24 protein-coding genes are annotated in these 25215 nt (G+C 71.3%); 18 read left to right on the top strand and 6 right to left on the bottom strand.

Annotated elements, in window-relative coordinates:
* Positions 1–41: 41 nt before the first annotated feature.
* From chvE to NP064_RS14285, 4 genes are all read left to right on the top strand, one after another.
* Positions 42–1190: a multiple monosaccharide ABC transporter substrate-binding protein gene (chvE, locus tag NP064_RS14300; protein WP_227570193.1), complete on the top strand. Its 1149-nt coding sequence runs from the start codon at positions 42–44 to the stop codon at positions 1188–1190.
* A gap of 102 nt (positions 1191–1292) precedes the next feature.
* Entirely contained in the window at positions 1293–2831 is a 1539-nt protein-coding gene (mmsA, locus tag NP064_RS14295) for a multiple monosaccharide ABC transporter ATP-binding protein (protein WP_227570194.1), read from the top strand.
* A complete protein-coding gene (mmsB, locus tag NP064_RS14290; RefSeq protein ID WP_227570195.1) occupies positions 2828–4090 on the top strand; it encodes a multiple monosaccharide ABC transporter permease in 1263 nt (420 codons plus the stop codon). The genes mmsA and mmsB overlap by 4 nt, the downstream gene beginning before the upstream one ends.
* A 226-nt stretch (positions 4091–4316) precedes the next feature.
* Positions 4317–4877 (top strand): TetR/AcrR family transcriptional regulator, encoded by a 561-nt coding sequence (locus NP064_RS14285; RefSeq protein WP_227570196.1) that lies wholly within the window; start codon positions 4317–4319, stop codon positions 4875–4877.
* Positions 4878–4971: 94 nt separating this feature from the next.
* Here NP064_RS14285 and NP064_RS14280 read toward each other — a convergent pair whose 3' ends face one another.
* Together NP064_RS14280 and NP064_RS14275 are read right to left on the bottom strand one after the other, a co-directional pair.
* Positions 4972–5409: a hypothetical protein gene (locus NP064_RS14280; RefSeq protein ID WP_227570197.1), complete on the bottom strand. Its 438-nt coding sequence runs from the start codon at positions 5407–5409 to the stop codon at positions 4972–4974.
* Positions 5396–5590 (bottom strand): helix-turn-helix transcriptional regulator, encoded by a 195-nt coding sequence (locus NP064_RS14275; protein ID WP_227570198.1) that lies wholly within the window; start codon positions 5588–5590, stop codon positions 5396–5398. Before NP064_RS14275 ends, NP064_RS14280 begins: the two co-directional genes overlap by 14 nt.
* Before the next feature lie 345 nt (positions 5591–5935).
* Here NP064_RS14275 and NP064_RS14270 point away from each other — a divergent pair, with 345 nt between their 5' ends.
* The 4 genes from NP064_RS14270 (at position 5936) to yjfF (ending at position 10837) form a co-directional block, all read left to right on the top strand.
* Positions 5936–6934 (top strand): ABC transporter substrate-binding protein, encoded by a 999-nt coding sequence (locus NP064_RS14270; RefSeq protein ID WP_227570199.1) that lies wholly within the window; start codon positions 5936–5938, stop codon positions 6932–6934.
* A 227-nt stretch (positions 6935–7161) separates the two neighbouring features.
* Positions 7162–8757: a sugar ABC transporter ATP-binding protein gene (locus tag NP064_RS14265; protein WP_227570200.1), complete on the top strand. Its 1596-nt coding sequence runs from the start codon at positions 7162–7164 to the stop codon at positions 8755–8757.
* Complete coding sequence (locus tag NP064_RS14260) at positions 8757–9794, top strand: ABC transporter permease (protein WP_227570201.1); 1038 nt, start codon at positions 8757–8759, stop codon at positions 9792–9794. Before NP064_RS14265 ends, NP064_RS14260 begins: the two co-directional genes overlap by 1 nt.
* Positions 9794–10837 carry a galactofuranose ABC transporter, permease protein YjfF gene (gene yjfF / locus NP064_RS14255; protein ID WP_227570202.1) on the top strand — a complete coding sequence of 348 codons (1044 nt, stop codon included), beginning with the start codon at positions 9794–9796 and terminating at the stop codon, positions 10835–10837. Before NP064_RS14260 ends, yjfF begins: the two co-directional genes overlap by 1 nt.
* Positions 10838–10884: 47 nt before the next feature.
* Here yjfF and NP064_RS14250 read toward each other — a convergent pair whose 3' ends face one another.
* Positions 10885–11928, bottom strand: coding sequence for a LacI family DNA-binding transcriptional regulator (locus NP064_RS14250; RefSeq protein ID WP_227570203.1), 1044 nt, complete (start codon positions 11926–11928; stop codon positions 10885–10887).
* Positions 11929–12108: 180 nt separating this feature from the next.
* Between NP064_RS14250 and NP064_RS14245 the strand changes: the two genes are divergently transcribed.
* The 5 genes from NP064_RS14245 (at position 12109) to NP064_RS14225 (ending at position 18247) form a co-directional block, all read left to right on the top strand.
* Positions 12109–13428, top strand: coding sequence for an ABC transporter substrate-binding protein (locus NP064_RS14245; RefSeq protein WP_227570204.1), 1320 nt, complete (start codon positions 12109–12111; stop codon positions 13426–13428).
* A 95-nt stretch (positions 13429–13523) separates the two neighbouring features.
* On the top strand, positions 13524–14465 hold the full coding sequence (locus NP064_RS14240) for a carbohydrate ABC transporter permease (protein WP_227570205.1): 942 nt from the start codon (positions 13524–13526) through the stop codon (positions 14463–14465).
* A 13-nt stretch (positions 14466–14478) separates the two neighbouring features.
* Positions 14479–15402, top strand: a complete 924-nt coding sequence (locus NP064_RS14235; protein ID WP_227570206.1) for a carbohydrate ABC transporter permease — start codon at positions 14479–14481, stop codon at positions 15400–15402.
* Positions 15403–15519: 117 nt separating this feature from the next.
* Positions 15520–17154, top strand: a complete 1635-nt coding sequence (locus NP064_RS14230) for a GH39 family glycosyl hydrolase (RefSeq protein ID WP_227570207.1) — start codon at positions 15520–15522, stop codon at positions 17152–17154.
* Positions 17155–17218: 64 nt separating this feature from the next.
* Complete coding sequence (locus NP064_RS14225) at positions 17219–18247, top strand: LacI family DNA-binding transcriptional regulator (RefSeq protein ID WP_227570208.1); 1029 nt, start codon at positions 17219–17221, stop codon at positions 18245–18247.
* 87 nt (positions 18248–18334) lie between these two features.
* On the opposite strand, the gene NP064_RS14220 is transcribed toward NP064_RS14225, so the two are convergent.
* A complete protein-coding gene (locus NP064_RS14220) occupies positions 18335–19042 on the bottom strand; it encodes a potassium channel family protein (protein ID WP_227570209.1) in 708 nt (235 codons plus the stop codon).
* Positions 19035–20411 (bottom strand): TrkH family potassium uptake protein, encoded by a 1377-nt coding sequence (locus NP064_RS14215; protein WP_227570210.1) that lies wholly within the window; start codon positions 20409–20411, stop codon positions 19035–19037. The genes NP064_RS14220 and NP064_RS14215 overlap by 8 nt, the downstream gene beginning before the upstream one ends.
* Positions 20412–20487: 76 nt before the next feature.
* Between NP064_RS14215 and NP064_RS14210 the strand changes: the two genes are divergently transcribed.
* From NP064_RS14210 to NP064_RS14190, 5 genes are all read left to right on the top strand, one after another.
* Entirely contained in the window at positions 20488–21669 is a 1182-nt protein-coding gene (locus NP064_RS14210) for an acetoin utilization protein AcuC (protein WP_227570211.1), read from the top strand.
* Positions 21670–21805: 136 nt separating this feature from the next.
* The gene (locus NP064_RS14205) at positions 21806–22015 is read left to right on the top strand and encodes a helix-turn-helix domain-containing protein (RefSeq protein ID WP_227570212.1); all 210 of its coding nucleotides are present in this window, start codon (positions 21806–21808) and stop codon (positions 22013–22015) included.
* A gap of 153 nt (positions 22016–22168) precedes the next feature.
* A complete protein-coding gene (locus NP064_RS14200) occupies positions 22169–22267 on the top strand; it encodes a 30S ribosomal protein bS22 (RefSeq protein WP_003792170.1) in 99 nt (32 codons plus the stop codon).
* 232 nt (positions 22268–22499) lie between these two features.
* Positions 22500–23561: a LacI family DNA-binding transcriptional regulator gene (locus tag NP064_RS14195; RefSeq protein ID WP_227570213.1), complete on the top strand. Its 1062-nt coding sequence runs from the start codon at positions 22500–22502 to the stop codon at positions 23559–23561.
* A gap of 121 nt (positions 23562–23682) precedes the next feature.
* Positions 23683–24651: an NAD(P)/FAD-dependent oxidoreductase gene (locus tag NP064_RS14190; protein ID WP_227570214.1), complete on the top strand. Its 969-nt coding sequence runs from the start codon at positions 23683–23685 to the stop codon at positions 24649–24651.
* Here NP064_RS14190 and NP064_RS14185 read toward each other — a convergent pair.
* Positions 24648–25205 carry a GNAT family N-acetyltransferase gene (locus NP064_RS14185; protein WP_227570215.1) on the bottom strand — a complete coding sequence of 186 codons (558 nt, stop codon included), beginning with the start codon at positions 25203–25205 and terminating at the stop codon, positions 24648–24650. The two genes, NP064_RS14190 and NP064_RS14185, sit on opposite strands and share 4 nt — an antisense overlap.
* Positions 25206–25215 lie beyond the last annotated feature (10 nt).

Below are 25215 nucleotides of genomic sequence, written 5' to 3'. Positions count from 1 at the left end.
CAGCTCGAGATCAGCATCACCTTCTCAAGGAGGAGACGGACATGAAGAGCCTCAAGATCGTGGCGCTGGGCGCAGCCCTCGCGCTCAGCCTCGCTGCCTGTGCCGGCGACGGCGCCGGTGGCGGCGAGACCGACGCGGCGCCCGCCGCAGGCGGCGACGGCGCCAAGACCGTCGGCGTCGCGATGCCGACGCAGACCTCCGAGCGCTGGATCGCCGACGGCAAGGCCGTCGAGGACGGCCTCAAGGCCGCCGGGTACGAGGTCAACCTGCAGTTCGGGAACGACGACATCCCGACCCAGCAGCAGCAGATCGACCAGATGATCACCAAGGGCGTCGACCTGCTCATCGTCGCCTCGATCGACGGCACCGCGCTGGCCAACCAGCTCGAGGCCGCGGCCGAGAAGAACATCCCGGTCATCGCCTACGACCGCCTGATCAACGGCACCGAGAACGTCGACTTCTACGTGACGTTCGACAACTACAACGTGGGCGTGCAGCAGGCCACGTCGCTGCTCGTGGGCCTCGGCCTGCTCGCCGAGGACGGCAAGGCCGCGGGCTCCGCCACCGGCCCCTTCAACGTCGAGCTGTTCGCCGGCTCACTGGACGACAACAACGCCCACTTCTTCTGGAAGGGCGCGATCGACACCCTCAAGCCGTACATGGACGAGGGCACGATCGTCGTGAAGTCCGGCCAGACGGACATCGAGAAGGCCGCCACGCTGCGCTGGCTGCAGGAGACCGCGCAGAAGCGCATGGAGGACCTGCTCACGTCCACCTACTCCGACGGCAGCAAGGTCGACGGCGTGCTGTCCCCGTACGACGGCATCTCGCGCGGCATCATCACGGCGCTCCAGAACGCCGGCTACGGCCCCGGCCAGGACGCCGGCCTGCCGATCGTCACCGGCCAGGACGCGGAGATCGCCTCCATCAAGCTCATCAACGACGGCGTGCAGTTCTCCACGATCTTCAAGGACACCCGCAAGCTCGCCACGCAGGCGGTCACGGCGGCCGAGTCCTTCCTCAAGGGCGAGGAGCCCGAGGCGAACGACACCGAGACGTACGACAACAAGGTGAAGATCGTCCCGTCCTACCTGCTCGAGTCGGACATCGTCTACGCGGGCAACATCAAGTCCCTGCTGGTGGACTCGGGCTACTGGACCGACGCCCAGGTCGCGAGCGGCCAGGCCTGATCTAGGCCGGCGCGTCCCGCAGACGGCCGGGGGCACGGACACCGTGCCCCCGGTCGTCGCGAGGTACCCAGTCCGCACACGAGCAAGGACGGTCGAGGCCGCATGAGCGACCACATTCTTGAGATGCACTCCATCACCAAGACGTTCCCCGGGGTCAAGGCCCTGCAGGACGTCACCCTGAACGTCAGGCGCGGCGAGATCCACGCCATCTGCGGCGAGAACGGCGCGGGCAAGTCCACCTTGATGAAGGTGCTGTCCGGGCTGTACCCCGCGGGCAGCTACGACGGCGACATCGTCTTCGACGGGGAGAAGGTCGAGTTCGGCTCGATCAACGACTCCGAGGACAAGGGGATCGTCATCATCCACCAGGAGCTCGCGCTGGTGCCCTTCCTCTCCGTCGCCGAGAACCTCTTCCTCGGCAACGAGCGCTCCGCGCGCGGCCTCATCGACTGGAACAAGGCGAACGCCGACGCCGCCGAGCTGCTCGCGCGGGTCGGCCTGGACGAGCTTCCCGTGACGCCCGTCGGCCAGCTCGGCGTGGGCAAGCAGCAGCTCGTCGAGATCGCCAAGGCGCTGTCCAAGCGCGTCAAGCTGCTGATCCTGGACGAGCCTACGGCGGCGCTCAACGACTCCGACTCCGAGCACCTGCTCGGCCTGCTGCGCCAGCTCAAGGAGCAGGGCATCACGTCGATCATGATCTCCCACAAGCTCGGGGAGATCGCCTCCATCGCGGACTCGACCACGATCATCCGCGACGGCCGCACGATCGAGACCCTGGACATGCGCGGCGGCGACGTCAGCCAGGAGCGGATCATCAAGGGGATGGTCGGCCGGGACCTCGACCAGCGCTACCCCGACCACGTCTCGACGGTGGGCGAGGAGGTCCTGCGCATCGAGGACTGGACCGTCCACCACCCCACCCAGCCGGGGCGCGTCGTGGTGGACCATGCGAGCCTCGACGTCCGCGCGGGCGAGATCGTCGGCATCGCCGGCCTGATGGGCGCCGGGCGCACCGAGCTGGCGATGAGCGTGTTCGGGCGCAGCTACGGCCGTGACATCAGCGGCCGGATCTTCTTGCGCGGCAAGGAGATCCGCACCCGCAGCGTGAGCGAGGCCATCGAGCACGGCATCGCGTACGCCACGGAGGACCGCAAGAAGTACGGCCTCAACCTCATCGAGGACATCCGCCGCAACATCTCCGCCGCCAGCCTGGACCGGTTGTCCCAGAGCGGCTGGGTCAACGGCAACGAAGAGGTCAAGGTCGCCGAGGACTACCGGCGCTCGATGAACATCAAGGCGCCGACGGTCATGGCCCTCGCGGGCAAGCTGTCCGGCGGCAACCAGCAGAAGGTGGTCCTCAGCAAGTGGATCCACACCGACCCTGACGTGCTGATCCTCGACGAGCCCACCCGCGGCATCGACGTCGGCGCGAAGTACGAGATCTACACGATCATCAACCGCCTCGCGGACGAGGGGAAGGCGATCATCGTCATCTCCTCCGAGCTGCCCGAGCTGCTCGGCATCTGCGACCGGATCTTCACGCTCTCCGCGGGACGGGTCACGGGTGTGCTGCCGCGCGCCGAGGCCACCCAGGAGAGCCTCATGGAGCTCATGACCAAGGAGAGGGAGCAGGTCCGATGAACGCATTGGCATCCCTGCAGCAGCTGTTCACCAGGAACCTGCGGCAGTCCGGCATCTTCATCGCGTTCGCGGCCATCGTCGGCCTGTTCGCGATCCTCACCGACGGCGTCCTGCTGAACCCGGGCAACCTGACCAACATCATCCTGCAGTACTCCTACATCCTGATCCTCGCGATCGGCATGGTCATCGTGATCATCGGCGGGCACATCGACCTGTCGGTCGGCTCCGTGGTGGCGCTGACCGGGGCCGTGTCCGGCGTCCTGGTCATCCGCGGCGGGCAGCCGTGGTGGGTCGGCGTCCTCGCGGCGGTGGCCGTGGGCCTGGCCGTGGGCGCGTGGCAGGGCTTCTGGGTCGCGTACGTGGGAATCCCCGCCTTCATCGTCACGCTGGCCGGCATGCTCCTGTTCCGCGGCATGACGCTCCAGGTGCTCGACAACATCTCGCTGTCGCCGTTCCCGGACTCGTACAAGACCATCGCCGGCGGGTTCCTCAACGGCTTCCTGGGCGGCCAGGGGTATGACGTGTTCACGCTGGTGGTCGCGGCGATCGGCGTGGGGGGCTACGCGTTCAGCGCCTACCGCTCGCGCCGCGCCCGCATCGCCTACCAGCAGGCCGTCGAGAGCCTGCCGCTGTTCGTGCTGAAGCTGGTGCTGATCGGCGCGCTGGTCATGGCGTTCGCCTACCAGCTCTCGCGCAGCCGCGGCCTGCCGATCGTGCTGGTCATCCTGGGCGCGCTCATCCTCATCTACACGGTCGTCACCACGCGCACGGTCTTCGGACGGCACGTCTACGCGATCGGCGGCAACCTCAACGCCGCGCAGCTGTCCGGGGTGAAGGTCAAGCGGGTCAACTTCTGGATCTTCGTCAACATGGGCTTCCTGGCCTCGATCGCGGGGGTCGTGTACTCGTCGCGGTCCAACGGCGCGCAGCCGGCGGCGGGCAACATGTTCGAGCTCGACGCGATCGCGGCCGGCTTCATCGGCGGCGCCGCCGTCACCGGTGGGGTGGGCACGGTGGTGGGCGCCATGGTCGGTGGCCTGGTCATGGCCGTGATGAGCAACGGCATGCAGCTCATGGGCGTGGACCAGTCGATCCAGCAGATGATCAAGGGCCTGGTGCTGCTCCTCGCCGTGGCGTTCGACGTCTACAACAAGCGCCGCGCCTCGACCGCTCCGGACGACCGGACGATCAAGGCGAAGACGCCCAAGGCTCCGAAGGCCGCTCCGGCCGACGGTGAGCCCGTGGGCGCCACGCGCTGACCGGCTCGAGCCGGGGGACCGGGGCAGGGCGTCGCATCGGCGCCCTGCCCCTTCGTCGTGCGCGGACGTCCTCTGGCGCGGTGAGGGCGCTTGACGGAGGCGGCTAACGCACATAGCTTTCCGGCTATGGATATTAGCCACGTGGCGAGCGGCTGTGAGCGGGCGGTCGCCGCGGCGCCCGGCTCGCAGGCCGACCAGCCCGACGAGCCGCCGAGGGGAGTCGTCCATGGCCCGCGCTGGCCTTGATGCCGACGTCGTGGTGCGCCACGCGAGCGCGCTCATCGACGAGCAGGGGATCGACGCGCTCACCCTCGCGCGCGTCGCGAGCGGGCTCGGCGTCGCCACCCCGAGCCTCTACAAGCACATCGGCGGGCTCGACGACCTGCTCGACAGGGTGGCGGCCGCCGCCACCGCGGACCTCGCGGCGCGGCTCGGCGCTGCGAGCCGTGGCCGGTCCGGCCGCGACGCGCTGCAGGCCGTGGCCGACGCCTACCGCCGGTTCGCGCGCGAGCACCCCGGGACGTACCCGCTGACGCAGCGGAACCTCAGCTCCGACGCTTGGGCGGCTGCCGCCGCGGACGCGGTCGCCTCAGTGGCGGCGGCCCTGTCGGGGTACGGCGTGGACGAGGGCGACGTGGACAGCATCCGCTTCGTGCGCGCGGCGCTGCACGGCTTCGTCGACCTCGAGCGGCGCGGCGGGTTCGGGCTGCCCGTGTCGGTCGACCAGAGCTTCGCGTTCCTCGTTGACGCGCTCGACGCGACGCTCCGCACGCTCGACAGTCGGTGAGCCGCTGCCGGGCTCGGGCCGCACGGGCCTCGCTGGCCTCAGGGGATCCGGAGGGCCGCTTTGCGGTCCGCATGCCACGGGTGCTGTCGCCTCGCTAGAAGCGGCGGGCCGTGCTCGCGAAGGCGACCCATCCGGCGGCGACCTGCCCGACGATCAGGAAGAAGACGGTCGCGTCTGCCGGGGCGCCGAGGGCGATCGCGATGGCCGCGGCGAAGGTCATCGGGAGGGCAGCGGCCCCGAGCACGGCGAAGGCTCGCGTCGCGACCGCCTCATCCCGCTCGTCAGCGGCGCCCGCGAACAGCCGGTCGCCTGTGGTCGCGCGCTCGGGCCGCCGCCACGCGCGCCCGAGTGCGACGCAGGCGAGCGCGGCGCCGATGAGGGCGCCGATCGCGAACCCTCGTCCCATGTTCCCCGGGGCCCATCGGTCGAGGGCGAGCGCGACCCCCGCGAGGAGCGCCGCCGTCGACCCCACGGCGGCCATGGCGATGGCACGTGATCGGGCAGGGCGGGCTGTGGCGTCAGTCGTCGGCATGGAAGACCTCCTCGATCGTGCGTCCGAAGAACCGGGCGATGCGGAACGCGAGCGGAAGCGACGGGTCGTAACGGCCGCGTTCGATGGAGATGACGGTCTGGCGGGAGACGTCGAGCCGCTGGGCCAGCTCGGACTGGGTGAGGCCGGCCGCCGCTCGGAGCTCGGGGATGCTGTTCCGCATCGGCTGCCCTTCTCTAGTGTCAAGGAACCTGTACATCAGCGTGGCTTCGGGGAGGGTTGATGTCAAGCAGCCTTGACGTCGGGCCTGGTGTCCTGGGTGGCTCGGTGCACGCGTCCACCCGGCATGGTCACCCGGGAAGACTCTGTGGGCGCATGGTCCTGCCATGCGGCGGCCACGGGCATCGCTCGCGCGCTCGCGCTCTGCCGCCGCGGTGGAGAGCCCTCGGCGTTCGCGCCCGTTACGGATCCGTAATCTCCTTATTGCCGCCTTATGCCTGATGTGAGCGTTAACATATGGTTTGGGGTCGAAGGGGACCCGCACCGGTGCGACTCAAGGAGGAGAAGCATGGTCAGCAGGAACGGGCGGCGCGCCCTCGCGGCAGGCGCCGCAGCAGTCCTCGCCCTCGGGCTCACGGCCTGCGCGAACGACTCAGACTCTGGCTCCGGATCGACAGGAGGCGGGGGCGGCGACGAGCAGATCGTCATGGGCTTCGCCCAGGTCGGCGCGGAGAGCGGGTGGCGCACCGCGAACACCAAGTCGATCCAGGAGGCCGCCGAGGAGGCCGGCATCGAGCTGAAGTTCTCCGACGCGCAGCAGAAGCAGGAGAACCAGATCAAGGCCATCCGCTCCTACATCCAGCAGAAGGTCGACGTGATCGCCTTCTCGCCGGTGGTCGAGACGGGCTGGGACACCGTGCTCAAGGAGGCCCAGGACGCGGGCATCCCCGTGATCCTCACCGACCGCGCCGTCGACTCCGAGGACACGTCGCTGTACGTGACGTTCCTCGGCTCCGACTTCGTCGAGGAGGGCAAGAAGGCCGGGGAGTGGGTGGTCGAGGAGTTCGGCTCGGAGCCCACCAACATCGTCGAGCTGCAGGGCACCACCGGCTCCGCCCCGGCGATCGACCGCAAGGAGGGGTTCGAGGAGGTCCTGGCCGGTCAGTCGAACTTCACCGTCATCGCCTCGCAGACCGGCGACTTCACCCGCGACGGGGGCAAGAAGGTCATGGAGGCGTTCCTCCAGCAGAACCCCGACATCGACCTGGTCTACGCCCACAACGACGACATGGGCCTGGGAGCCATCGAGGCGATCGAGGCCGCGGGCAAGGTGCCCGGCCAGGACATCAAGATCGTCACGGTCGACGCCGTCAAGGACGGGATGCAGGCCCTCGCCGACGGGAAGATCAACTTCATCGTCGAGTGCTCGCCGCTGCTCGGCCCGCAGCTCATGGAGATCACCAAAACGGTGCTGGCCGGCGACAGCGTCGAGCCGCGCATCGTCACCGAGGAGACGACCTTCACCCAGGAGCAGGCCAAGGAGGCGCTGCCCTCCCGGCAGTACTGACGTCACCGACCGCCGGGCCGCGCGCCGTCACTCACGCGGCCCGGCGGCGGCCCGTGCGGGCGCGGACGGATCCCCTCCGGCCGAGCCCGCACGGGCTGCGCCCCGCCCCACGCACCACGAGTCCCAGGCGCCACGAGCCCCAGGCGCCACGACGGCGGACCGCGGCCAGGCCAGCGCAGCCGCCCTCGCCGACCAGCGCCGCACGGCGCCGACCGGAAGGCAGTCCCATGGCCACCCGAACCACACCGCCGGGCCCCGGCCCCGGCATCCCCGCACCCGTGCACGACGCCCAGGCCATCGTGCGGATGACCGGCATCGTCGTGGAGTTCCCCGGGGTCCGCGCGCTCCAGGGCGTCGACCTCACCCTCCGCGCCGGCGAGGTGCACGCGCTGCTGGGCGAGAACGGCGCCGGCAAGTCGACGCTCATCAGAGCGCTCACCGGCGTGCGCCCGCCCGACGCCGGCGAGATCGAGGTCGACGGCCGGCCCGTGGCGATCCACGGGCCCGCCCAGGCACAGGCGCTGGGCATCAGCACCGTGTACCAAGAGGTCAACCTGTGCCCCAACCTGTCCGTGGCCGAGAACATCATGCTGGGCCGCGAGCCGCGCCGGGCCGGCGGGATCGACTGGCGCGGCATGCGCCGGCAGGCCGCCGAGGTGCTCGGGCGCCTGAACGTGGACATCGACCCGGCGTCCCCGTTGTCGGCGCACTCGATCGCCGTCCAGCAGCTCGTCGCGATCGCCCGCGCCATGCAGGTGGACGCCCGGGTCCTCATCCTCGACGAGCCGACGTCCAGCCTCGACGCCGACGAGGTCGCCGAGCTGTTCCGGGTGATGCGCGGGCTGCGCGAGGACGGCGTCGCCATCCTGTTCGTCACCCACTTCCTGGAGCAGGTCGACGAGATCGCCGACCGCATCACGGTGCTCCGCAACGGGGCCAGGGTGGGGGAGCGGCGCACCAGCGAGATGACCCGGCTCGAGCTGGTGTCGATGATGATCGGCCGCGAGCTCGCGGTGCTCGAGGACATCGCGCAGGACGCGGAGTCCCGCGAGGAGGCCGCCGCGCGATCGGGCGACGGGTCGGCGCCCACGCCATTCGTGCGGGCGGTCGGGCTCGGCAGGCGCGGGTCGATCGAGCCCTTCGACCTCGACGTCTACCCCGGCGAGGTCGTCGGGCTCGCGGGGCTGCTGGGATCGGGGCGCAGCGAGCTGGCGCGGCTGCTGTTCGGCGCCGACCACGCGGACTCCGGCACGCTCGAGGTCGACGGCTCCCCGGTGCGGCTGCGCACCCCGCGCACCGCCATCGGCGAGCGGATCGCGTTCTCCTCCGAGAACCGCAAGGCCGAAGGGCTCGTCGAGGACCTGACCGTGCGGGAGAACATCGTGCTGGGCCTGCAGGCCGCGCGCGGATGGGCCCGTCGGGTGCCGCAGCGCAAGCAGGACGAGCTCACCGCGCACTACATCGAGGCGCTGGGCATCCGGCCCGCCAACCCCGAGGCGCTCGTGCGGAACCTCTCGGGCGGGAACCAGCAGAAGGTGCTGCTCGCCCGCTGGCTCGCGACGGCGCCCCGCCTGCTGATCCTCGACGAGCCGACCCGCGGCATCGACGTGGGCGCCAAGGCCGAGATCCAGAAGCTGGTGCACGACCTCGCCCTGGAGGGCATGTCGGTGGTGTTCATCTCGGCCGAGCTCGACGAGGTGCTGCGCCTGAGCAACCGCATCGCGGTGCTGCGCGACCGCCGCAAGGTCGCCGAGATCGCCAACGGTCCGGACGTCACCGCGCGTGACGTCCTCGAGCTCATCGCGAGCGGAGGGCAGGAGTGATGCGGAGCCTCACCCGGTCGAACGTCTTCTGGCCGCTCATCGCGCTCGTCGCGCTGCTGGCGGTCAACGTCGCGGCGCGGCCCGGGTTCCTGGGCGTGCGCATGCAGGACGGGCACCTGTACGGGTCGCTCATCGACATCCTGCGCAACACGTCGCCCATCCTGCTGGTGGCCATCGGGATGACGCTGGTGATCGCCACCCGCGGCATCGACCTGTCGGTCGGCGCGCTGGTCGCGATCGCGGGCGCCGTGGCCTGCACGCAGATCGCCGCGTCTCCGAACCCGGGGTCGGCGGCGACGGTGCTGATCGCGATCGGCACCGCGGTGCTCGTCTGCCTGGTGCTCGGGGTGTGGAACGGGTTCCTGGTCTCGGTGATCGGCATCCAACCGATCATCGCCACGCTCATCCTCATGACCGCGGGCCGCGGCATCGCGATGCTCGTCACCGGGGGCCAGATCACCACGGTCAACAGCCCGCTGTACAAGTCGATCGGGGCCGGGTACCTGCTCACCCTGCCGGTCTCGGCGATCATCGCGGGCGTCGTGCTGGCCGCCACGGCGCTGCTGACCCGGCGCACCGCGCTCGGCACGCTGGTCGAGTCCGTGGGGATCAACCCCGAGGCCAGCCGTCTCGCCGGGGTCCGGGCCCGCAGCATCATCTGGACGGTCTACGTCTTCAGCGCGCTGTGCGCGGCCATCGCCGGGATCCTCATCAGCTCGAACGTCACCGCGGCCGACGCGAACAACAACGGCCTGTGGATCGAGCTCGACGCGATCCTCGCGGTGGTGATCGGCGGCACGTCGCTCATGGGCGGCAAGTTCTCGCTCACCGGCACCCTGATCGGGGCGTTCATCATCGAGACGCTCCGCATCACGGTGATCTCGCTCGGCATCGCCCCGGAGGTCAACCTGGTGTTCAAGGCCGTGGTCGTGATCCTGGTCTGCCTGCTGCAGTCGCCCGTGGTGCAACGGAAGTTCCGGGCCAGGCGCAGAGCGGTGGCCCAGGAGCACGGCGAGGCCGTCGAGGTGGTGGCGTGATGGCCGCGACCGAGGCTCCGACCGGCGTCCTGACGCGGGTGGCCCGCAGCCGGGGGACGTCGCCGCTGGCCCGCTACGGGTCGGTCCTCGCGACCCTGGTGACCCTGGTGCTGGTGTTCGTCATCGGCTCGACCCGGTACACCGGGTTCCTCGACAGCCAGACGATCCTCAACCTCTTCATCGACAACGCGTTCCTCATCGTGCTCGCGGTGGGCATGACCTTCGTGATCCTCACCGGCGGCATCGACCTGTCCATGGGCGCGGTGATGGCGTTGTCCACGATGGTCACCGCGCGGCTGCTGATCGCCGGCTGGGCGCCCGGGCCCGTGATCGCGGCGGTGCTCGTGCTGGGCTGCCTGTTCGGGCTGGGGGTCGGGTTCTTCATCCGGGTCTTCGAGGTGCAGCCGTTCATCGCCACGCTGGCCGCGATGTTCCTGGCCCGCGGCCTGTGCTTCGTGGTGAGCCCGAACTCGTTGTCCATCACCGACCCGTTCTTCGTGTCCCTGTCGCAGAGCCGGATCCGGCTGTGGCCCACCGGGACGGCGTTCGACGGCCGCACGCTGTACGCGTTCATCTCGCCCAGCGTGATCGTGGCGCTGGTGATCGTGGCGATCGCGGCGTGGGTGCTGCACGCCACCCGGTTCGGCCGCACGGTGTACGCGATCGGCGGCAACCAGGGCTCGGCCGAGCTGATGGGCCTGCCCGTGGCCCGCACCCAGGTGCTGGTGTACGTGGTCAGCGGGCTGTGCTCGGCGATCGGCGGCCTGATCTTCGCGACGTACTCGCTGTCCGGGTACGCGCTCACCGGGGTGGGCGTCGAGCTGGACGCGATCTCGGCGGTGGTGATCGGCGGGACGCTGCTCACGGGCGGCTCGGGGTTCGTGATCGGCTCGCTGCTGGGCGTGCTGGTGCTGGGCACCATCCAGACGATCATCAGCTTCGAGGGCACGCTCAGCTCGTGGTGGACCAAGATCGTGATCGGCGCGCTGCTGCTGGTCTTCGTGGTGCTCCAGCGGCTGCTCATCATCCGCCGCCGCACGTAGCGGCCGGTCTCGCGCCAGCGCGGGGTGGCCGGACGGGCCGCCCCGCGCTAGGCCTCGCCGACGGGCCCGGTCGAGTCGCGCACGGTGAGGCTGGTGGCGAGCTCGACGTGCCGTGACGCGGGCTCGACGCCAGCAGCCATGGCGAGCACGGTCTCGACGGCCATCCGGCCCATGCCGGCCAACGGCTGGTGCACCGAGGTGAGGCGCGGCGTCGTCCACATCGCCTGCGGGGTGTCGTCGAAGCCGACCACGCTGAGCTGGGCGGGCACGGCGACCCCGAGCTGGCGCGCCGCCTCGAGCACCCCGACCGCGATCTCGTCGTCGCCCGCGACGATCGCGGTGGGGGGATGGGGGAGGGTGAGCAGCTCGCGGCCGTGGGCGAGCCCGGACTCGACCGAGAACCAGTCGCCGCGCACGAGCTCGGGGTCCGGCTCGACGCCCGCGGAGCCCATCGCGGCGCGGTAGCCGTGGAGCCGCTCGCGGGCCGCGGCGGAGGTCTGCGGGCCGCCGATCCAGCCGATGCGGCGATGGCCCAGCGCGAGCAGGTGCTCGGTGGCTGTGCGGCCGCCGGCCCAGTTGGTCGAGCCGATGCTGACCACGGTCGGGTCGTCGAGGTCGACCGGGTCGACCATGACGAAGGGCACCCCGACCTCGGTCGCGGCGCGCAGCACCGCGGTGGGCTCGCCGAGCGTGAGCCCGATGATCCCGACCACGCCGGCCTCCTGCTGCTCGGCCACCCAGGCGCGGGCGGCCGCCCTGGTCGCGCGGACGGCGCGGTCGGGGGCGAGGCGGACCAGCAGGTTCGTGTGGGAGGCGGTGGCGGCGTCCAGGATGCCCTGGAGCACGTTGGAGATGTACGGCGAGTCGAGCACGTCGATCACGGCGGCGAGGGTGCGGGTGCGCGGCGGCTCCCACTGCGAGGTGGTGGGCCGGTAGCCGAGCTCGGTGGCGGTGGCCAGGACGCGGGCGCGGGTGTCCGCCGCCACGTCGCTGCGGCCGTTCAGCACTTTGGAGACGGTCCCCTTGGTGACGCCCGCCGCCTCTGCGACGTCGGCGAGCGTGACGCGTTCCCTGGCTGCCCGACCTGCCATGTGCTGTCTCCCTGTCCGAAACTTTTTCGATCCTATCCCGCACGAGGCGTGAGGTCAAAGAGATTGCAGTCGCGTTGGACTGATCTGTTGACGTGGGTCCAACAGCGTCGCTACAGTCCCGAAACAACCAAAAGGTTGCGAAACAGTTTCGAAGCTCTCAACGAGGAGAGGAGAGGGTCCATGCGACTCTCGTCGAAGGCGAGGCTTGTTCCCGTCGCGCTTGTGACGGCGGCGGCGCTCGTGGCGTGCACGAGCACAGGGGGCGGTGGCGGCTCCGCCGGGTCGGAGGGCGACGGCGGGAACGCCAAGCTGACCGTCTGGAGCTGGGACGGCACGGTCGAGCTCGCCGTCCCCGGGTTCGAGGAGGCGAACCCCGGCACCACCGTGGACGTGGTCAACGTCGGCTCCTCGTCCGACCTGTACCAGTCGCTCGACAACGCGATCCAGGCCGGGACGGGAGTCCCGGACCTGGTGATGTTCGAGTACTTCGCCGTGCCGTACTTCGCCATCCCGGGCAAGCTCACCGACCTGACGACCCTGGGCGCGGGCGACTTGGAGGACGACTTCCTTCCCGCCGCGTGGAACAACGTGAAGCTCGGGGAGGGCGTCTACGCACTGCCCTCGGACTACGGCCCCGCCGCGATGTTCTGGAACTCCGCGACCTTCGCGCAGGCGGGCATCACCGAGGCCCCCGCGACGTGGGACGACTACTACGAGGCCGCGAAGAAGATCCGCGCCCTCGGCCCCGACCACTACATCGCCCAGGACACCGGCGACCTGTTCTTCCTCCTGTCGCTGATCTGGCAGGCCGGCGGTCGCCCGTTCACCGTCGACGGCACCTCCGTGAAGATCGACTTCAGCGAGCCCGCCACCAAGAAGGCCGTGGACTTCTGGCAGAAGATGCTCGACGAGGACCTGCTCAACACCAAGGTCACCGCCTGGTCGGACGACTGGAACCGCACGCTCAACGACGGCTCGCTCGCCACCCAGAACATGGGCGGCTGGCTCACCTCGACGCTCCCGGAGCGCGCCCCCGACGCCGCCGGGGACTTCCGCGTGGCCCTCATGCCGCAGTGGGAGGCGGGCCAGACGGTGGGCGCCGAGAACGGGGGGTCGTCGTTCGGCATCCCCGAGGCGGCGCAGAACAAGCAGGCGGCCTACGACTTCCTCGAGTACTTCACGCACGGCGAGGGGCTGCAGCCGCGCGTCGACGCCGGGGCGTTCGTGCCCAGCGCGAAGGTGCTCGACGACGCCGCGTTCCGTGAGGTGCCCAACGAGTACTTCGGCGGGCAGGCGACAGGCGCCGTGCTGGCCGAGGCGTCCAAGGCCGCCGCTGTCGGCTGGCAGTACCCGCCCTTCTTCGAGTGGGCCCGGTCGATCTACGGCGACCTCGCCTCGCCGCTGTACACGTCAGGCCAGGGATCCCTCGCGGCCGTGCTGGAGACGTGGAAGCAGCGCTGCATCGCCTACGGCAACGAGCAGGGCTTCGAGGTCAGCTGACCCGCGGGGCGTCCCGCGCGGCAGGCGATGAGCCCCGCGCGGGGCGCCCGGCGAGCAGCCGCCCAGGAGCCGTCCCATCACCGAAAGGGCAGGACATGGCCGCACTCACGCACACCGGGCCGGTGGCCGGCGCCACGGCGCCGGCGTCGACGCCGCGCCGGATGCGCACCCGGCGCCGGCAGATCGGCTGGGCGTTCGTCGCGCCGTTCGGGGCGCTGTTCGCGCTCGTGTTCATCGTGCCGATCGTCTACGCCGCCTATCTGAGCCTCTTCCAGGAGCGGCTCGTCGGCGGGCGCGTCTTCGCAGGTCTCGCCAACTACACCAAGCTCGCCGCCGACCCGCAGTTCTGGGACGGCTTCGCCCGCGTGGTCCGGTTCACCATCGTCCAGGTGCCGGTCATGCTGCTGCTGGCCATGGCGCTCGCCCTCGCGCTCGACTCGCTGCGGCTGCGGGGCTCGAAGTTCCTACGGATCGTGATCTTCCTGCCGTACGCCGTCCCGGCCATCGTGTCGACCCTCATGTGGGGCTTCATGCTCGGGGTGCGGTACGGCCTGTTCCGCAACCTCAACGACTGGCTCGGCACGTCGCTGGACCCGTTCCGGCCCGGCGCCACCCTCGTGTCGATCGGCGTCATGGTCACGTGGGCGTTCACCGGCTACAACATGCTCATCTTCTACGCCGCCCTCCGCGCGGTGCCGCACGAGCTGTACGAGGCGGCCGCGATCGACGGCGCGAACCAGTGGAGGGTGATCCGCGCGATCAAGCTGCCAGCCCTGCGCGGGTCGCTCGTGGTGACGATCATCTTCTCGATCATCGGCACGTTCCAGATCTTCAATGAGCCGCAGATCCTGCCGTCGATGGTGGCGAACAGCGGCATCACCACCTACTACACGCCCAACCTCTACGCCTACAACCTCGCGTTCACCGGCTCGCAGCAGGGCTACGCCGCCGCGCTCGCGCTGGTCATGGCGGCGATGACCATCGCGATCGCCTACGCCGTCCAGATCCGGGGGATGAAGCGTGCCCTCCAGGACTAGGGAGATGCCCTCCATGGCCACGACCACGAGCCGGACCACGAGCCGGACCTCGACGCCCGCAGCCCGTGGGCGGCAGCGGCACACGATCACCAACCCGCGCAAGAACGGGACGCTGACCTTCTTCACGGGGCTGTTCGCCTTCTACTGCCTGCTCCCGCTGATCTGGCTGGTCATCAACTCGACCAAGTCGCAGGCCGACTTCGTCTCGACCTTCGGCCTCGTCCCCGGCGAGCGGTTCGCGCTGTTCGAGAACATCGCCGCCGTCTTCACCCACGACGACGGGATCTTCGTCCGCTGGCTGCTCAACACGCTGCTGTACGTCGTGGTGGGGGCGACGGTCTCGACGTTCCTCGCGGCGCTCGGCGGGTACGCGCTCGCGAAGCTCGACTTCACCGGCAAGCGGGTGTTCCTCTTCGTGGTGCTCGGGTCGATCTCCGTGCCCGGCATCGCGCTGGCCATCCCGCAGTTCCTGCTGTTCGCGCAGGTGGGGCTGACCAACACCCCGTGGGCCGTGCTGATCCCGTCCTTCCTCAACCCCTTCGGCCTGTACCTGATGTGGGTGTTCGCCGCGCAGGCGGTGCCCACCGGCCTGCTCGAGGCCGCGAAGATCGATGGCGCCGGGGAGTTCCGCACCTTCGTGCAGATCGCCATGCCGATGCTGGCCCCCGCGACCGTGACGGTGCTGATGTTCTCGTTCGTCGCGATCTGGAACAACTACTTCCTGCCGCTGATCATGCTCAAGGACCCGGCCTGGTACCCGCTGACCATCGGCATCAACCAGTGGAACAAGCTCGCCACGACCGCCGGCAACGGCGAGCTGCTGCAGAACCTGGTGATCACCTCGTCGCTGCTGACGATCCTGCCGCTGATCGCGGCCTTCGTGATGCTGCAGCGCTACTGGCAGTCCGGCCTGACCCTCGGGGCCGTCAAGGGGTGAGCCGTTGGCCCGTGCCCCTCGGCCGCCATCCCGCACCCGACGACCCGCGTCCACCCACGACCCGCCACCACGGCGACGACCCCGCGCAGCCCCACACGATCACGAGGTGACCCCACGATGTCCTCAGCACTTCCCGCAGCCAGCGTCCGGATCGACGGAGAGTCGCGTCCGCCCTCGCCGCTCCGCCACATCTGGACGGAGTGCGTGGGCGCGGGTCGCGCCAACGAGGCGCTCCGGGCCGACTGGCAGCAGCACTTCCGCGAGGCGGTGACCGTGCTGGGCGCCCGGCAGGTGCGCTTCCACGGCCTGTTCCACGACGACATGTTCGTGCACCGGGCCAGCGACGGCGGCGGCTTCGGGCCGGGCACGCCCCTCGACGAGCCGGTCCTCACGTTCTCCTACGTCGACAAGGTGTTCGACTTCATCCTCGAGTCCGGCGCCCGGCCGTTCGTCGAGCTGGGCTTCATGCCGCGGGACCTGGCCACCCAGACCGAGACGCTGTTCTGGTGGAAGGCGCACTGCAGCCCGCCGAAGGACATGGCGCGCTGGGTCGAGCTCGTGACGGCCACCCTGCGCCACTGGGTCGAGCGCTACGGCCTGGCCGAGGTGCGGCAGTGGCGGTTCGAGGTCTGGAACGAGCCCAACCTGGTGCCGCACTTCTGGACCGGCACCCGCACCGAGTACTTCGAGCTGTACGAGGCGACGGCGCGTGCGGTCAAGGCGGTGGATCCCGAGCTCAAGGTGGGCGGGCCCTCGACCAGCGTCTTCGTCCCGGACGCGCGCTACGCGGGGGAGTACGAGGACCGCTCGGTCGAGCACGCCACCGCGGAGGCGGAGGACGTCGACGCCCTCGACTGGCGCCCGGTGTGGATCGAGGAGCTCATCGAGTGGTGCGCGAGCCGCGAGGCGCCGCTCGACTTCCTGTCCACGCACCTGTATCCGACGGACGTGGCCTTCGGCGCCGACGGCGAGGCGCGGCATATCCGGCGCCACGTCGACGCGACGCACGACGACCTCGTGGCCCTGCGGAAGCTCATCGCCGCGAGCCCGTTCCCGGACGCCGAGCTGCACATCACCGAGTGGTCGAGCTCGCCGTCGAGCCGCGACGCCATGCACGACACCGTGTTCGCGGCCGCCTACATCACCCGGGCCTACCTGCGCTGCGCGGAGGTGGCCGACTCGATCTCCTACTGGACGTTCACCGACGTGTTCGAGGAGGGCGGCGCCGGCATCGGACCGTTCCACGGGGGCTTCGGCCTGGTCAACGAGCAGGGCATCCACAAGCCGACCTTCCACGCTTTCGAGATGCTGCACCGGCTGGGCGACGAGACGCTGCTCAGCACGCCGCACGGCGTCATCACCCGCGACAGCGCGACAGGCCTGCTGTCGGCCGTCTTCCTCAACTACCCGGAGGAGATGGGCCGCCGGGGCATCGGCTCCGAGACGGCCTACGAGGCGACGCGCCACCTGGCCGCGATGGGCCCCGCCCGCAGGATCCGCCACACCGTCGAAGGGCTCGCGCCCGGGACCGAGCTCTCCGTCCGCGTCGTCGACTGGGACCACGGCAACGTGGCCGAGCGCTGGCACCAGATGGGCCAGCCGCTCAACCTCACGCGCGACCAGGCGGACGAGCTGCGGCGCCATGCCGACGACCTGCGCGTCGAGACGCTCGTGGTCCCCGTGACCGGCGTGTTGGAGATCGACCTCGAGCTCGCGCCCTGGGCGGTCGCCTCGGTGACGCAGGCTCCCTAGCAAGCACAGACCATCCCTGACCGTCCGGGGAGGCTCGGCGCCCTGTCGTCGCTAAGGTTCCGTTGTGACTGAGCCCACCCGCCGCAGACCTCCCGTGATCGCCGATGTCGCCCGCGTGGCCGGTGTGTCCGTGCCGACGGTCTCCCGGGTGATCACGGGCTCGACCCCGGTCTCCGCGGCGAAGCGGGCGCAGGTGATGGCCGCCATCGACGAGCTGGGCTACCGGCCCAACGCGGCGGCCAGGGCGCTGGTCAGCGGCCGGCACTCGATGATCTCGGTGCTGGCGGGGAACACCACGCGGTACGGGTACGCGGCCACGCTCCAGGGGGTCGAGGAGGCGGCGCGGGCGGCGGGGTACCTGGTGGTGATCACCGTGGTCGAGTCGGACGAGCAGGCGGTCGTCGACAGCGTGGTCGACCTGGTGCTGGGCCAGGCGGTGGCCGGCGTGGTGGTGCTCGAGTTCGACGCCGCGGGGATCGCCGCGGCTCGGGCGCTGCCCGAGTCGGTGCCGGTGGTCACCGTCTCGGCGACACGGCCGGGGGAGCACGACCGTCCGCACGCGGACCTCGACGACAGGTCCGCGGCCGCGGAGGCGGTGGACTACCTGCTGGGTATGGGGCACCGCACCGTCCATCACGTGTCCATCCCGTCGAGCGGCCCGGAGGTGGGCCGCACGCTCGGCTGGCGGGACGCGCTGGCCGCCGCGGGCGCGCCGGAGCCCGAGCCGATGGCGCCGGGCTGGCATCCGGCGGCGGGCTACGAGGCGGGGGTCCTGCTCGCCCAGGACCCTGCGGTCACGGCGGTCCTGGCGGGCAACGACCAGCTCGCGATCGGCCTGATGCGGGCATTCATGGACGCGGGCCGGTCGGTGCCGCAGGACGTGAGCGTGGTGGGCTTCGACGACGAGCCGTTCGCGGCGATGTGGTCGCCGCCGTTGACCACGGTGGCCCAGGACTTCGTGGGCCTGGGCCGGCGCGCGTTCGGGATGCTCATGGACCTGGCGCGCACCGGAAGGTCGACTGCGCGTTCGACGGCGATCCCCCCGCTCGTCCTGCGCGGCAGCGCGGCCCCGCCGCCTGCTCGGCAGGACTGACCGGACCTCATCTCCTGAACTGCCCCGCGAGGGGGCAGCGACCCACTCGGCGTCGAGATCGAGGTCGTCACTATCCCGGTCCCGAGCTCACGGCCGTGCGGCGAACCGCTCCAGCAGGTCGGCGTGGCCGGACACGATGAGCAGGTCGTTGGCGGCGATGCGGGTGTCGGGCTGGGCGTAGACGAACTCCCGGCCCGGGCTCTTGACCCCGATCACCGTGACGCCGTACCGGTCGCGGATCTTCGACTGCTCGATCGTGAACCCCTGCGTCTCCCGCGGGGGCCGCATCTTGACGATCGTGAAGCCGTCCTCGACCTCGATGTAGTCGAGCATCTTCCCGGAGACGAGGTGCGCGACCCGGGAGCCGGCGTCCGCCTCAGGGAGCACGACGTGGTGGGCGCCGATGCGCTGCAGGATGCGCGCGTGCTCGGCCGAGACCGCCTTCGCCCAGATCTGCGGGGTGCCCAGGTCCACCAGGTTCCCGGTGATGAGCACGCTGGCCTCCAGGTAGGAGCCGACGCCCACCACGGCCACGCCGAAGTCCCGGGCGCCCATCTGGTCGAGCGCGTCCGGGTTCGCGGCGTCGGCCTCGACGAGCGGGATCCGGCCCGCCCACTGGGCCACCAGCTCGGGGCTGCGCTCGACGGCCAGCACGTCCTGGCCCAGGCGGTCCAGCGTGGTGGCGATGGCGGAGCCGAAGCGGCCCAGCCCGATGACCAGCACGCCGGCGTCCTTCTTCGGGGTCCGCCCGGGGCGACCGTGCGCCGTGGCGCCGGTGAGCTCGGTGTCAACCAATGATCGGCCTCTCTTCGGGGTACCGGATGACCCGGCGGCGGTTGCGCAGCGCGAGCGCGGCGGCGAGCGTCATCGTGCCGGTGCGGCCGATGAACATGAGGACGGTGAGCACGTACTTGCCGGCTTCGGGCAGGTCGCCCGTGACGCCGGTGGAGAGCCCGCACGTGGCGAACGCCGAGATCACCTCGAACAGCACCACGTCCAGCGTCCACCCGGTGATCTCCAGCAACAAGAGCGTCGCGACGAGCACCAGGGTCGCGCTCACGAGCGAGACCGCGATCGCGACTTGCAGCGCCGCGCGGGGGATGCGCCGCCCGAATGCCTCGACGTCCTCGTCGCCGCGCGCCTCGGCGACGATCGCGAGCAGCATCACGGCGAGCGTCGTCACCTTGATGCCGCCCGCCGTGGACGCGGAGCCGCCTCCCACGAACATCAGGGCGTCGTTGATCAGCCACGTCGACTCGCGCATCTCGTCCACGGGCACCGTGGCGAAGCCGCCGGACCGGGGCATCACACCGGAGAACAGCGCGGTCAGGAGCTTGTCGCCCACCCCCAGCGGCCCGAACGTGCGGGGGTTCGTCCACTCGAACGCCGCGATGAGGACGCCGCCGAGCACCACCAGCACGGCGCTCGTGGTGAGGGTCAGCTTCGCGTGCAGGTTCCAGCGGCTCGGGGTGCGCAGCAGCCGCCCGACGTTGAGCAGCACGGGGAAGCCCAGGGCGCCGATGAACACGCCGATCGTGATGGGCAGCAGCACCCACCAGTCCGTGGCGAACGGCGCCAGCCCGTCGACCGTCGGCACGAAGCCCGCGTTGTTGAACGCGGAGACCGCGTAGAACCCCGCGTGCCACGCCGCCTCGCCCCAGCCCTCGCTGAGCATGTGGAAGCGGGGGAACAGCACGGCCGCGATGGCGACCTCGAGGGCGGTGGACGTGACGATGACGGTGCGCACCAGCGAGCCGACCTCGCCCAGCCGGGTGGTCTTGGTCTCGGAGGCGGTCAGCAGGCGCTGGGTCAGGCCGATGCGCCGGGAGACGGCCAGGCCGAGGATCGAGGCGAGGGTCATGACGCCCAGACCGCCCACCTTGATCGCGACGGCGATGGTGACGAGCCCGGCGCCCGACCAGTACGAGCCGGTGGGCACGGTCACCAGCCCGGTGACGCACACCGCCGAAGTGGCCGTGAACAGGGCGTCGACGAACGGCGCGCGCTCGCCGGTGGCCGTGGCCCACGGGGCCGAGAGCAGCGCGGTGAACACCGCGACCACGCCGGCGAACACGCCGATCGCCAGCCGGGCGGGCGACTGCCGGGCGAGCCGGTCGACCAGCTCTCGCCCCGACCAGATCGCCCCGGGGAGGCCCCGAGCCATCGCACCTCCCGTACGCGCACGCGCTGACATGCCCACTCTGTCACGTCGGCGGCGGCTCGGAGGCTAGCGTGGGCCCATGTCAGGGGACGTGCAGGTCGTGTGGTCGCCGGCCTTGCTGGGCTACGACTTCGGTGACGGGCACCCGATGGCCCCGCTGCGCCTCGACCTCACCATGCGGCTGGCCCAGTCGTTGGGCCTGCTCGAGGGGCCCGGTGTGCGGGTGGTCGGCGCGGAGCCCGCGTCGGACGCCGTGCTGCAGACCGTGCACGAGCCGGCGTATGTCGCCGCGGTGCGGGCTGCCTCGGACGGCGGCGCGGCCGACGCCGCGCGTGGGCTCGGCACGGCCGACGACCCGGTCTTCTCAGGGATGCACGAGGCCGCCGCCCGGGTGGTGGGCGGCAGCGTGGCCGTCGCCCTGGCGGTGTGGCGGGGCGAGGCGGAGCACGGCGTCAACCTGACCGGCGGCATGCACCACGCGATGCCGGGCGCGGCCTCCGGCTTCTGCGTGTACAACGACGCCGCGGTGGCGATCCGCGCGCTGCTCGACGCGGGCGCCGAGCGGGTGGCCTACGTGGACGTCGACGCCCACCACGGCGACGGGGTGCAGCGGGTGTTCTGGGACGACCCGCGGGTGCTGACCGTGTCCGTCCACGAGAGCGGCCACACCCTGTTCCCGGGCACGGGGCACCCGCGTGAGACGGGCGGCCCCGCCGCGGAGGGCAGCGCCGTCAACGTGGCGCTCCCGGCTCGCACGGGCGACGCCGGGTGGCTCCGGGCCATCGACGCGGTGCTGCCGGCCGTGCTGCGGGCCTTCGCGCCGCAGGTGGTGGTGAGCCAGCACGGGTGCGACGCGCACGTCGAGGACCCCATCACCAACCTGGACGTGAGCGTCGACGCGGTGCGGGCCGCCGTGGAGCTGGTGCACGGGCTGGCGCACGAGGTCGCGGACGGGCGCTGGGTGGCCCTGGGCGGCGGCGGCTACGCGGTGGTGGACGTGGTGCCCCGGGCCTGGGCGCACGTCATCGCGGAGGCGGCGCACCGGCCGGTGGACCCCGGCCTGCGGCTGCCCGAGGAGTGGCAGGCGGAGGTGGTGGCGCGGTACGGGCGCCGGGGGCCGGCTCGGATGACCGATGGGGCGGACGCGGCGTTCCGACCGTGGGCCGCGGGGTACGACCCGGCGGACGACGTGGACCGGGCGGTCCGGGCCACCCGCGCCGCCGCGTTCCCGCTGCTCGGGCTGGACCCGGAGCACGACTGACCCGGCTGCCTCAGACCGGGTGATCTGCTCCTCGGCCGCTTTCGCGCCGCCTGGCCAGGGCCTAGGGTGGACCAGCGGCCTGGGTCATGGCCGCGCAAACGCCGGCTCGCACGCCGGCCCCGCGGGAAGAGCCACGATGTCGAACGAACAGCCTCAGCGCATGCGGTTCCTCACCGTCGCTGAGGTCGCGGACGTCATGCGCGTGTCGAAGATGACCGTGTACCGGCTGCTGCACTCGGGTGAGATGCCCGCGGTGCGGGTCGGACGCTCGTTCCGGGTGCCCCAGGACGCGTTGGACCACTACCTGCGCACGGCCGTGGTCGAGCGCGACAGGATGTCCTCCTGAGCACTGGAAGGCCCCCGCGTCGCATCGAACCGCTGAGATCGCGTAATGTATGAGCGGACTTTCCCGTGCGTGGGCGTTCGACGTGCCGCGCGTCGATCGACCATCACCTGGCAGGGCGCTGAGCGTCCGACCACCTTCAGTTAGCGAGGACCTATGGGCTCCGTCATCAAGAAGCGTCGCAAGCGGATGGCTAAGAAGAAGCACCGCAAGCTGCTGCGCAAGACGCGTCACCAGCGTCGCAACAAGAAGTGACCCTTCCGCTCCAGCGGTAGGCAGCACGACCTCGGGCCCGGCTTCCATGCCGGGCCTGAGTCGTTGGCGGGCTCCGCGGCGGTTCTCCATCGATGTACGGTGGAGCCGCCAGGTCGCCCCGCTCGGCCGTTCCGCGAGCCGACCCGTTCTGGCACAGTGAGTCAGCGTCCGCGTGGACGAGCCGACGGGGGAGGGCAGCGTGGGGAGCATCAGGCGCGCCGGAGGGGCGACCATGCACGACGTCGCCGAGTTGGCTGGGGTCTCGATCAAGACTGTCTCGAACGTGGTCAACGGGTACCCGCACATCCGGCCGATCACCCGCGCCAAGGTCGAGGACGCGATCGCCGAGCTCGGCTACCAGGTCAACATCTCCGCCCGGAACCTGCGCCAGGGGCGCACCGGGATGATCGGCCTCGCGGTGCCCGAGCTGAGCCTCCCGTACTTCGCCGAGCTCGCCGACTCCGTGATCCGCGCCGCCGAGGCGGTCGGCCTCACCGTGCTGATCGAGCAGACCGGCGCCGTGCGGGCCCGCGAGCTCGAGGTGCTGTCCGGGCAGCGCCGGCACCTCACCGACGGGCTGGTCTTCTCCCCGCTTAGCCTGGGCCCCGAGGACACCGCGTCGTTCGCCGTGGACTTCCCCATGGTGCTGCTCGGCGAGCGCGTCTTCGGCGCCCCGGCCGATCACGTGACGATGAACAACGTGGAGGCGGCACGGGCCGCCACCCAGCACCTCATCGACCTGGGCCGTCGCCGGATCGCCGTGATCGGCGCCCACGAGGGCGAGGAGATGGGCTCCGCGACACTCCGCGTGCGCGGCTACCAGCAGGCCCTCGCGGCCGCCGGTCTGCAGGTCGACCCCGCCCTGATCGGCGAGGCAGGGCTCTGGCACCGCTCGACCGGCGCCGAGGCGATGCGCCGGATGCTCGACTCGGGGGTCGAGGTCGACGCCGTCTTCGCGCTCAACGACGCGCTGGCCCTCGGCGCCCTCCACGTGCTGCACGCCCGGCGGGTGGCCGTGCCGGAGCAGATCGCCGTGATCGGCTTCGACGACATCGACGACGGGGCCTACTCCTCGCCGACGCTGTCGACCGTGTCCCCGGGGCGCGAGGAGATCGCGCGGACCGCGGTGGACCTGCTCGTCGCCCGGATCGCCGGCGCCAACGATGCCCTCCCGTACCAGCAGGTGGTGTCGGACTACTCGATCGTGGTGCGGGAGTCCACCGCGGGGGCCGGGTCCACCACGCTCGCCGTGGACCTCGCGGGGAGCGCGGGGTCCCGGACCGGGGCCCTCTGACCGCCACCAGCCCGCGCGTCGATCCCGCGCAGCCGATGCGCCACGAGGCCCCAGGCGCCGCTTGTGTGCGGGATTGGTGTCAGGGGTAGCCACCGCGGCCTCCGATCTGAAATCTGGAGGCATGGACAACGAGACGACGTACGACGTGGTGGTCATCGGCGGCGGAGCGGCGGGCCTGAGCGGCGCGCTCGTGCTCGGCAGGGCGCGTAGGACAGTCCTGGTGGTCGATGCGGGCACGCCCCGCAACGCCCCAGCGGCTCACATGCACAACTACCTCGGGCGCGAGGGCGCCTCCCCGCACGACCTCCTCGCGATCGGCCGCGAGGAGGTTGCTCGCTACGGGGTGCAGGTCGTCGACGGCGAGGCCCGCTCCGCGACGAGGCAGCCTGACGGCTCGTTCGTCGTCCACCTCGCCGATCGCTCGGTCACCGCCCGCCGGCTGCTCCTGGCCAGCGGCGTCGTCGACGTGCTGCCCGACGTGCCCGGGCTCGCCGAGGGGTGGGGCCGCACCGTGCTGCACTGCCCGTACTGCCACGGATGGGAGGTCCGGGACCACGCCCTGGGCATCCTGGCGACGAGCGGCCACGCGGTGCACCAGGCGCTCGCCTTCCGTCAGCTCAGCAGCGACATCGTGCTGTTCCAGCACACCGCGCCCCCGTTCGGCGAGGAGGAGCTCGAGAAGCTCGCGGCGCGGGGCGTCCAGGTGGTCGAGGGCGAGGTGGCGGCGTGGGGGCCCGACGGCGTGCGGCTCGCCGACGGGACCGTGGTCGAGCGCCAGGAGCTGGTCGTCGCGGCGGTGGTGCGCGCGCGTCTCGAGCTGCTCGGCGACCTCGGGCTCGAGCCCACCGACTACGAGATGGACGGGCAGGTGGCTGCCACCTACGTCGACGCCGACCCGATGGGGCTCACCGCGGTCCCCGGTGTGTGGGTCGCGGGCAACCTCGCCGACCCTCGGGCGCAGGTCATCAACGCCGCCGCGGGCGGCCTCGTCGCCGGAGCGGGCATCAACGCCGACCTCGGCGGCGAGGACATCCGGATCGCCGTGGAGCAGCACCGCGGCGCCCGGGCGGCCGCGGCCCGGTGGGCCTAGAGCTCGCGCTCGAGCACGAAGTCGTCTTCCAGGCGGTCGCCCACCTGGAAGCGCTTCGTGCCGACGCGCTCGAAACCGTGGCGGTGGTAGAACGCCTGGGCGCGGGCGTTGAGCTGGTTCACGCCGAGCCACACGCCGACGGCGCCGCGCTCGCGGGCCGCGTCGAGCGACGCCGCCATTAGCGCGGGCCCCACGCCGCGCCCGTGCTGTCCCGCGAGCACGTAGCACTTCGACAGCTCGATGGTGGGGCGCAGGGTGATCGCGGCGCGCACGTCGGCGTCGGACGGCTCGCCGTCCACGAGCATCGTGTAGCCCAGCAGCGGTCCCTCGCCGGGGCCGCCCGGGGCGTCGGCTGCGTCCTGCGCCACGAGGAGGACCCGCGACGGGTCGCCGGCGTAGTCGGCGAACCGGTCCGCGGAGAGGACCGTGCGGATGAACGCCTGCTGGGACTCGGGCGTCGACTCCGGTGGGCACGCGAGGGGGAACGTGAGGGCCGCGACCTCTGCGAGGGCGTCGGCGTCGGCAGGCTCGGCGAGGCGGACGGCGACGGGCACGACGCCAGTG

It is taken from the genome of Cellulomonas chengniuliangii, from assembly GCF_024508335.1.
In the GTDB taxonomy this organism is placed as follows: Bacteria; Actinomycetota; Actinomycetes; order Actinomycetales; family Cellulomonadaceae; genus Cellulomonas_A; species Cellulomonas_A chengniuliangii.
The sequence above is the reverse complement of the archived record's forward strand: the minus strand, read 5'-3'. Positions and strand labels throughout refer to the sequence as shown.

Excerpts from the sequence above, each read along its gene's own strand:
- NP064_RS14215 (WP_227570210.1), bottom strand. The coding sequence starts at position 20,411 with ATGGCTCGGGGCCTCCCCGGGGCGATCTGGTCGGGGCGAGAGCTGGTC.
- mmsA (WP_227570194.1), top strand. The coding sequence starts at position 1,293 with ATGAGCGACCACATTCTTGAGATGCACTCCATCACCAAGACGTTCCCC.
- NP064_RS14235 (WP_227570206.1), top strand. The coding sequence starts at position 14,479 with ATGGCCACGACCACGAGCCGGACCACGAGCCGGACCTCGACGCCCGCA.
- NP064_RS14265 (WP_227570200.1), top strand. The coding sequence starts at position 7,162 with ATGGCCACCCGAACCACACCGCCGGGCCCCGGCCCCGGCATCCCCGCA.
- chvE (WP_227570193.1), top strand. The coding sequence starts at position 42 with ATGAAGAGCCTCAAGATCGTGGCGCTGGGCGCAGCCCTCGCGCTCAGC.
- NP064_RS14280 (WP_227570197.1), bottom strand. The coding sequence starts at position 5,409 with ATGCCGACGACTGACGCCACAGCCCGCCCTGCCCGATCACGTGCCATC.
- NP064_RS14275 (WP_227570198.1), bottom strand. The coding sequence starts at position 5,590 with ATGCGGAACAGCATCCCCGAGCTCCGAGCGGCGGCCGGCCTCACCCAG.
- NP064_RS14260 (WP_227570201.1), top strand. The coding sequence starts at position 8,757 with ATGCGGAGCCTCACCCGGTCGAACGTCTTCTGGCCGCTCATCGCGCTC.
- NP064_RS14200 (WP_003792170.1), top strand. The coding sequence starts at position 22,169 with ATGGGCTCCGTCATCAAGAAGCGTCGCAAGCGGATGGCTAAGAAGAAG.
- NP064_RS14240 (WP_227570205.1), top strand. The coding sequence starts at position 13,524 with ATGGCCGCACTCACGCACACCGGGCCGGTGGCCGGCGCCACGGCGCCG.
- NP064_RS14210 (WP_227570211.1), top strand. The coding sequence starts at position 20,488 with ATGTCAGGGGACGTGCAGGTCGTGTGGTCGCCGGCCTTGCTGGGCTAC.
- yjfF (WP_227570202.1), top strand. The coding sequence starts at position 9,794 with ATGGCCGCGACCGAGGCTCCGACCGGCGTCCTGACGCGGGTGGCCCGC.
- NP064_RS14205 (WP_227570212.1), top strand. The coding sequence starts at position 21,806 with ATGTCGAACGAACAGCCTCAGCGCATGCGGTTCCTCACCGTCGCTGAG.
- NP064_RS14270 (WP_227570199.1), top strand. The coding sequence starts at position 5,936 with ATGGTCAGCAGGAACGGGCGGCGCGCCCTCGCGGCAGGCGCCGCAGCA.
- NP064_RS14230 (WP_227570207.1), top strand. The coding sequence starts at position 15,520 with ATGTCCTCAGCACTTCCCGCAGCCAGCGTCCGGATCGACGGAGAGTCG.
- NP064_RS14245 (WP_227570204.1), top strand. The coding sequence starts at position 12,109 with ATGCGACTCTCGTCGAAGGCGAGGCTTGTTCCCGTCGCGCTTGTGACG.
- NP064_RS14285 (WP_227570196.1), top strand. The coding sequence starts at position 4,317 with ATGGCCCGCGCTGGCCTTGATGCCGACGTCGTGGTGCGCCACGCGAGC.
- NP064_RS14250 (WP_227570203.1), bottom strand. The coding sequence starts at position 11,928 with ATGGCAGGTCGGGCAGCCAGGGAACGCGTCACGCTCGCCGACGTCGCA.
- mmsB (WP_227570195.1), top strand. The coding sequence starts at position 2,828 with ATGAACGCATTGGCATCCCTGCAGCAGCTGTTCACCAGGAACCTGCGG.
- NP064_RS14195 (WP_227570213.1), top strand. The coding sequence starts at position 22,500 with ATGCACGACGTCGCCGAGTTGGCTGGGGTCTCGATCAAGACTGTCTCG.
- NP064_RS14190 (WP_227570214.1), top strand. The coding sequence starts at position 23,683 with ATGGACAACGAGACGACGTACGACGTGGTGGTCATCGGCGGCGGAGCG.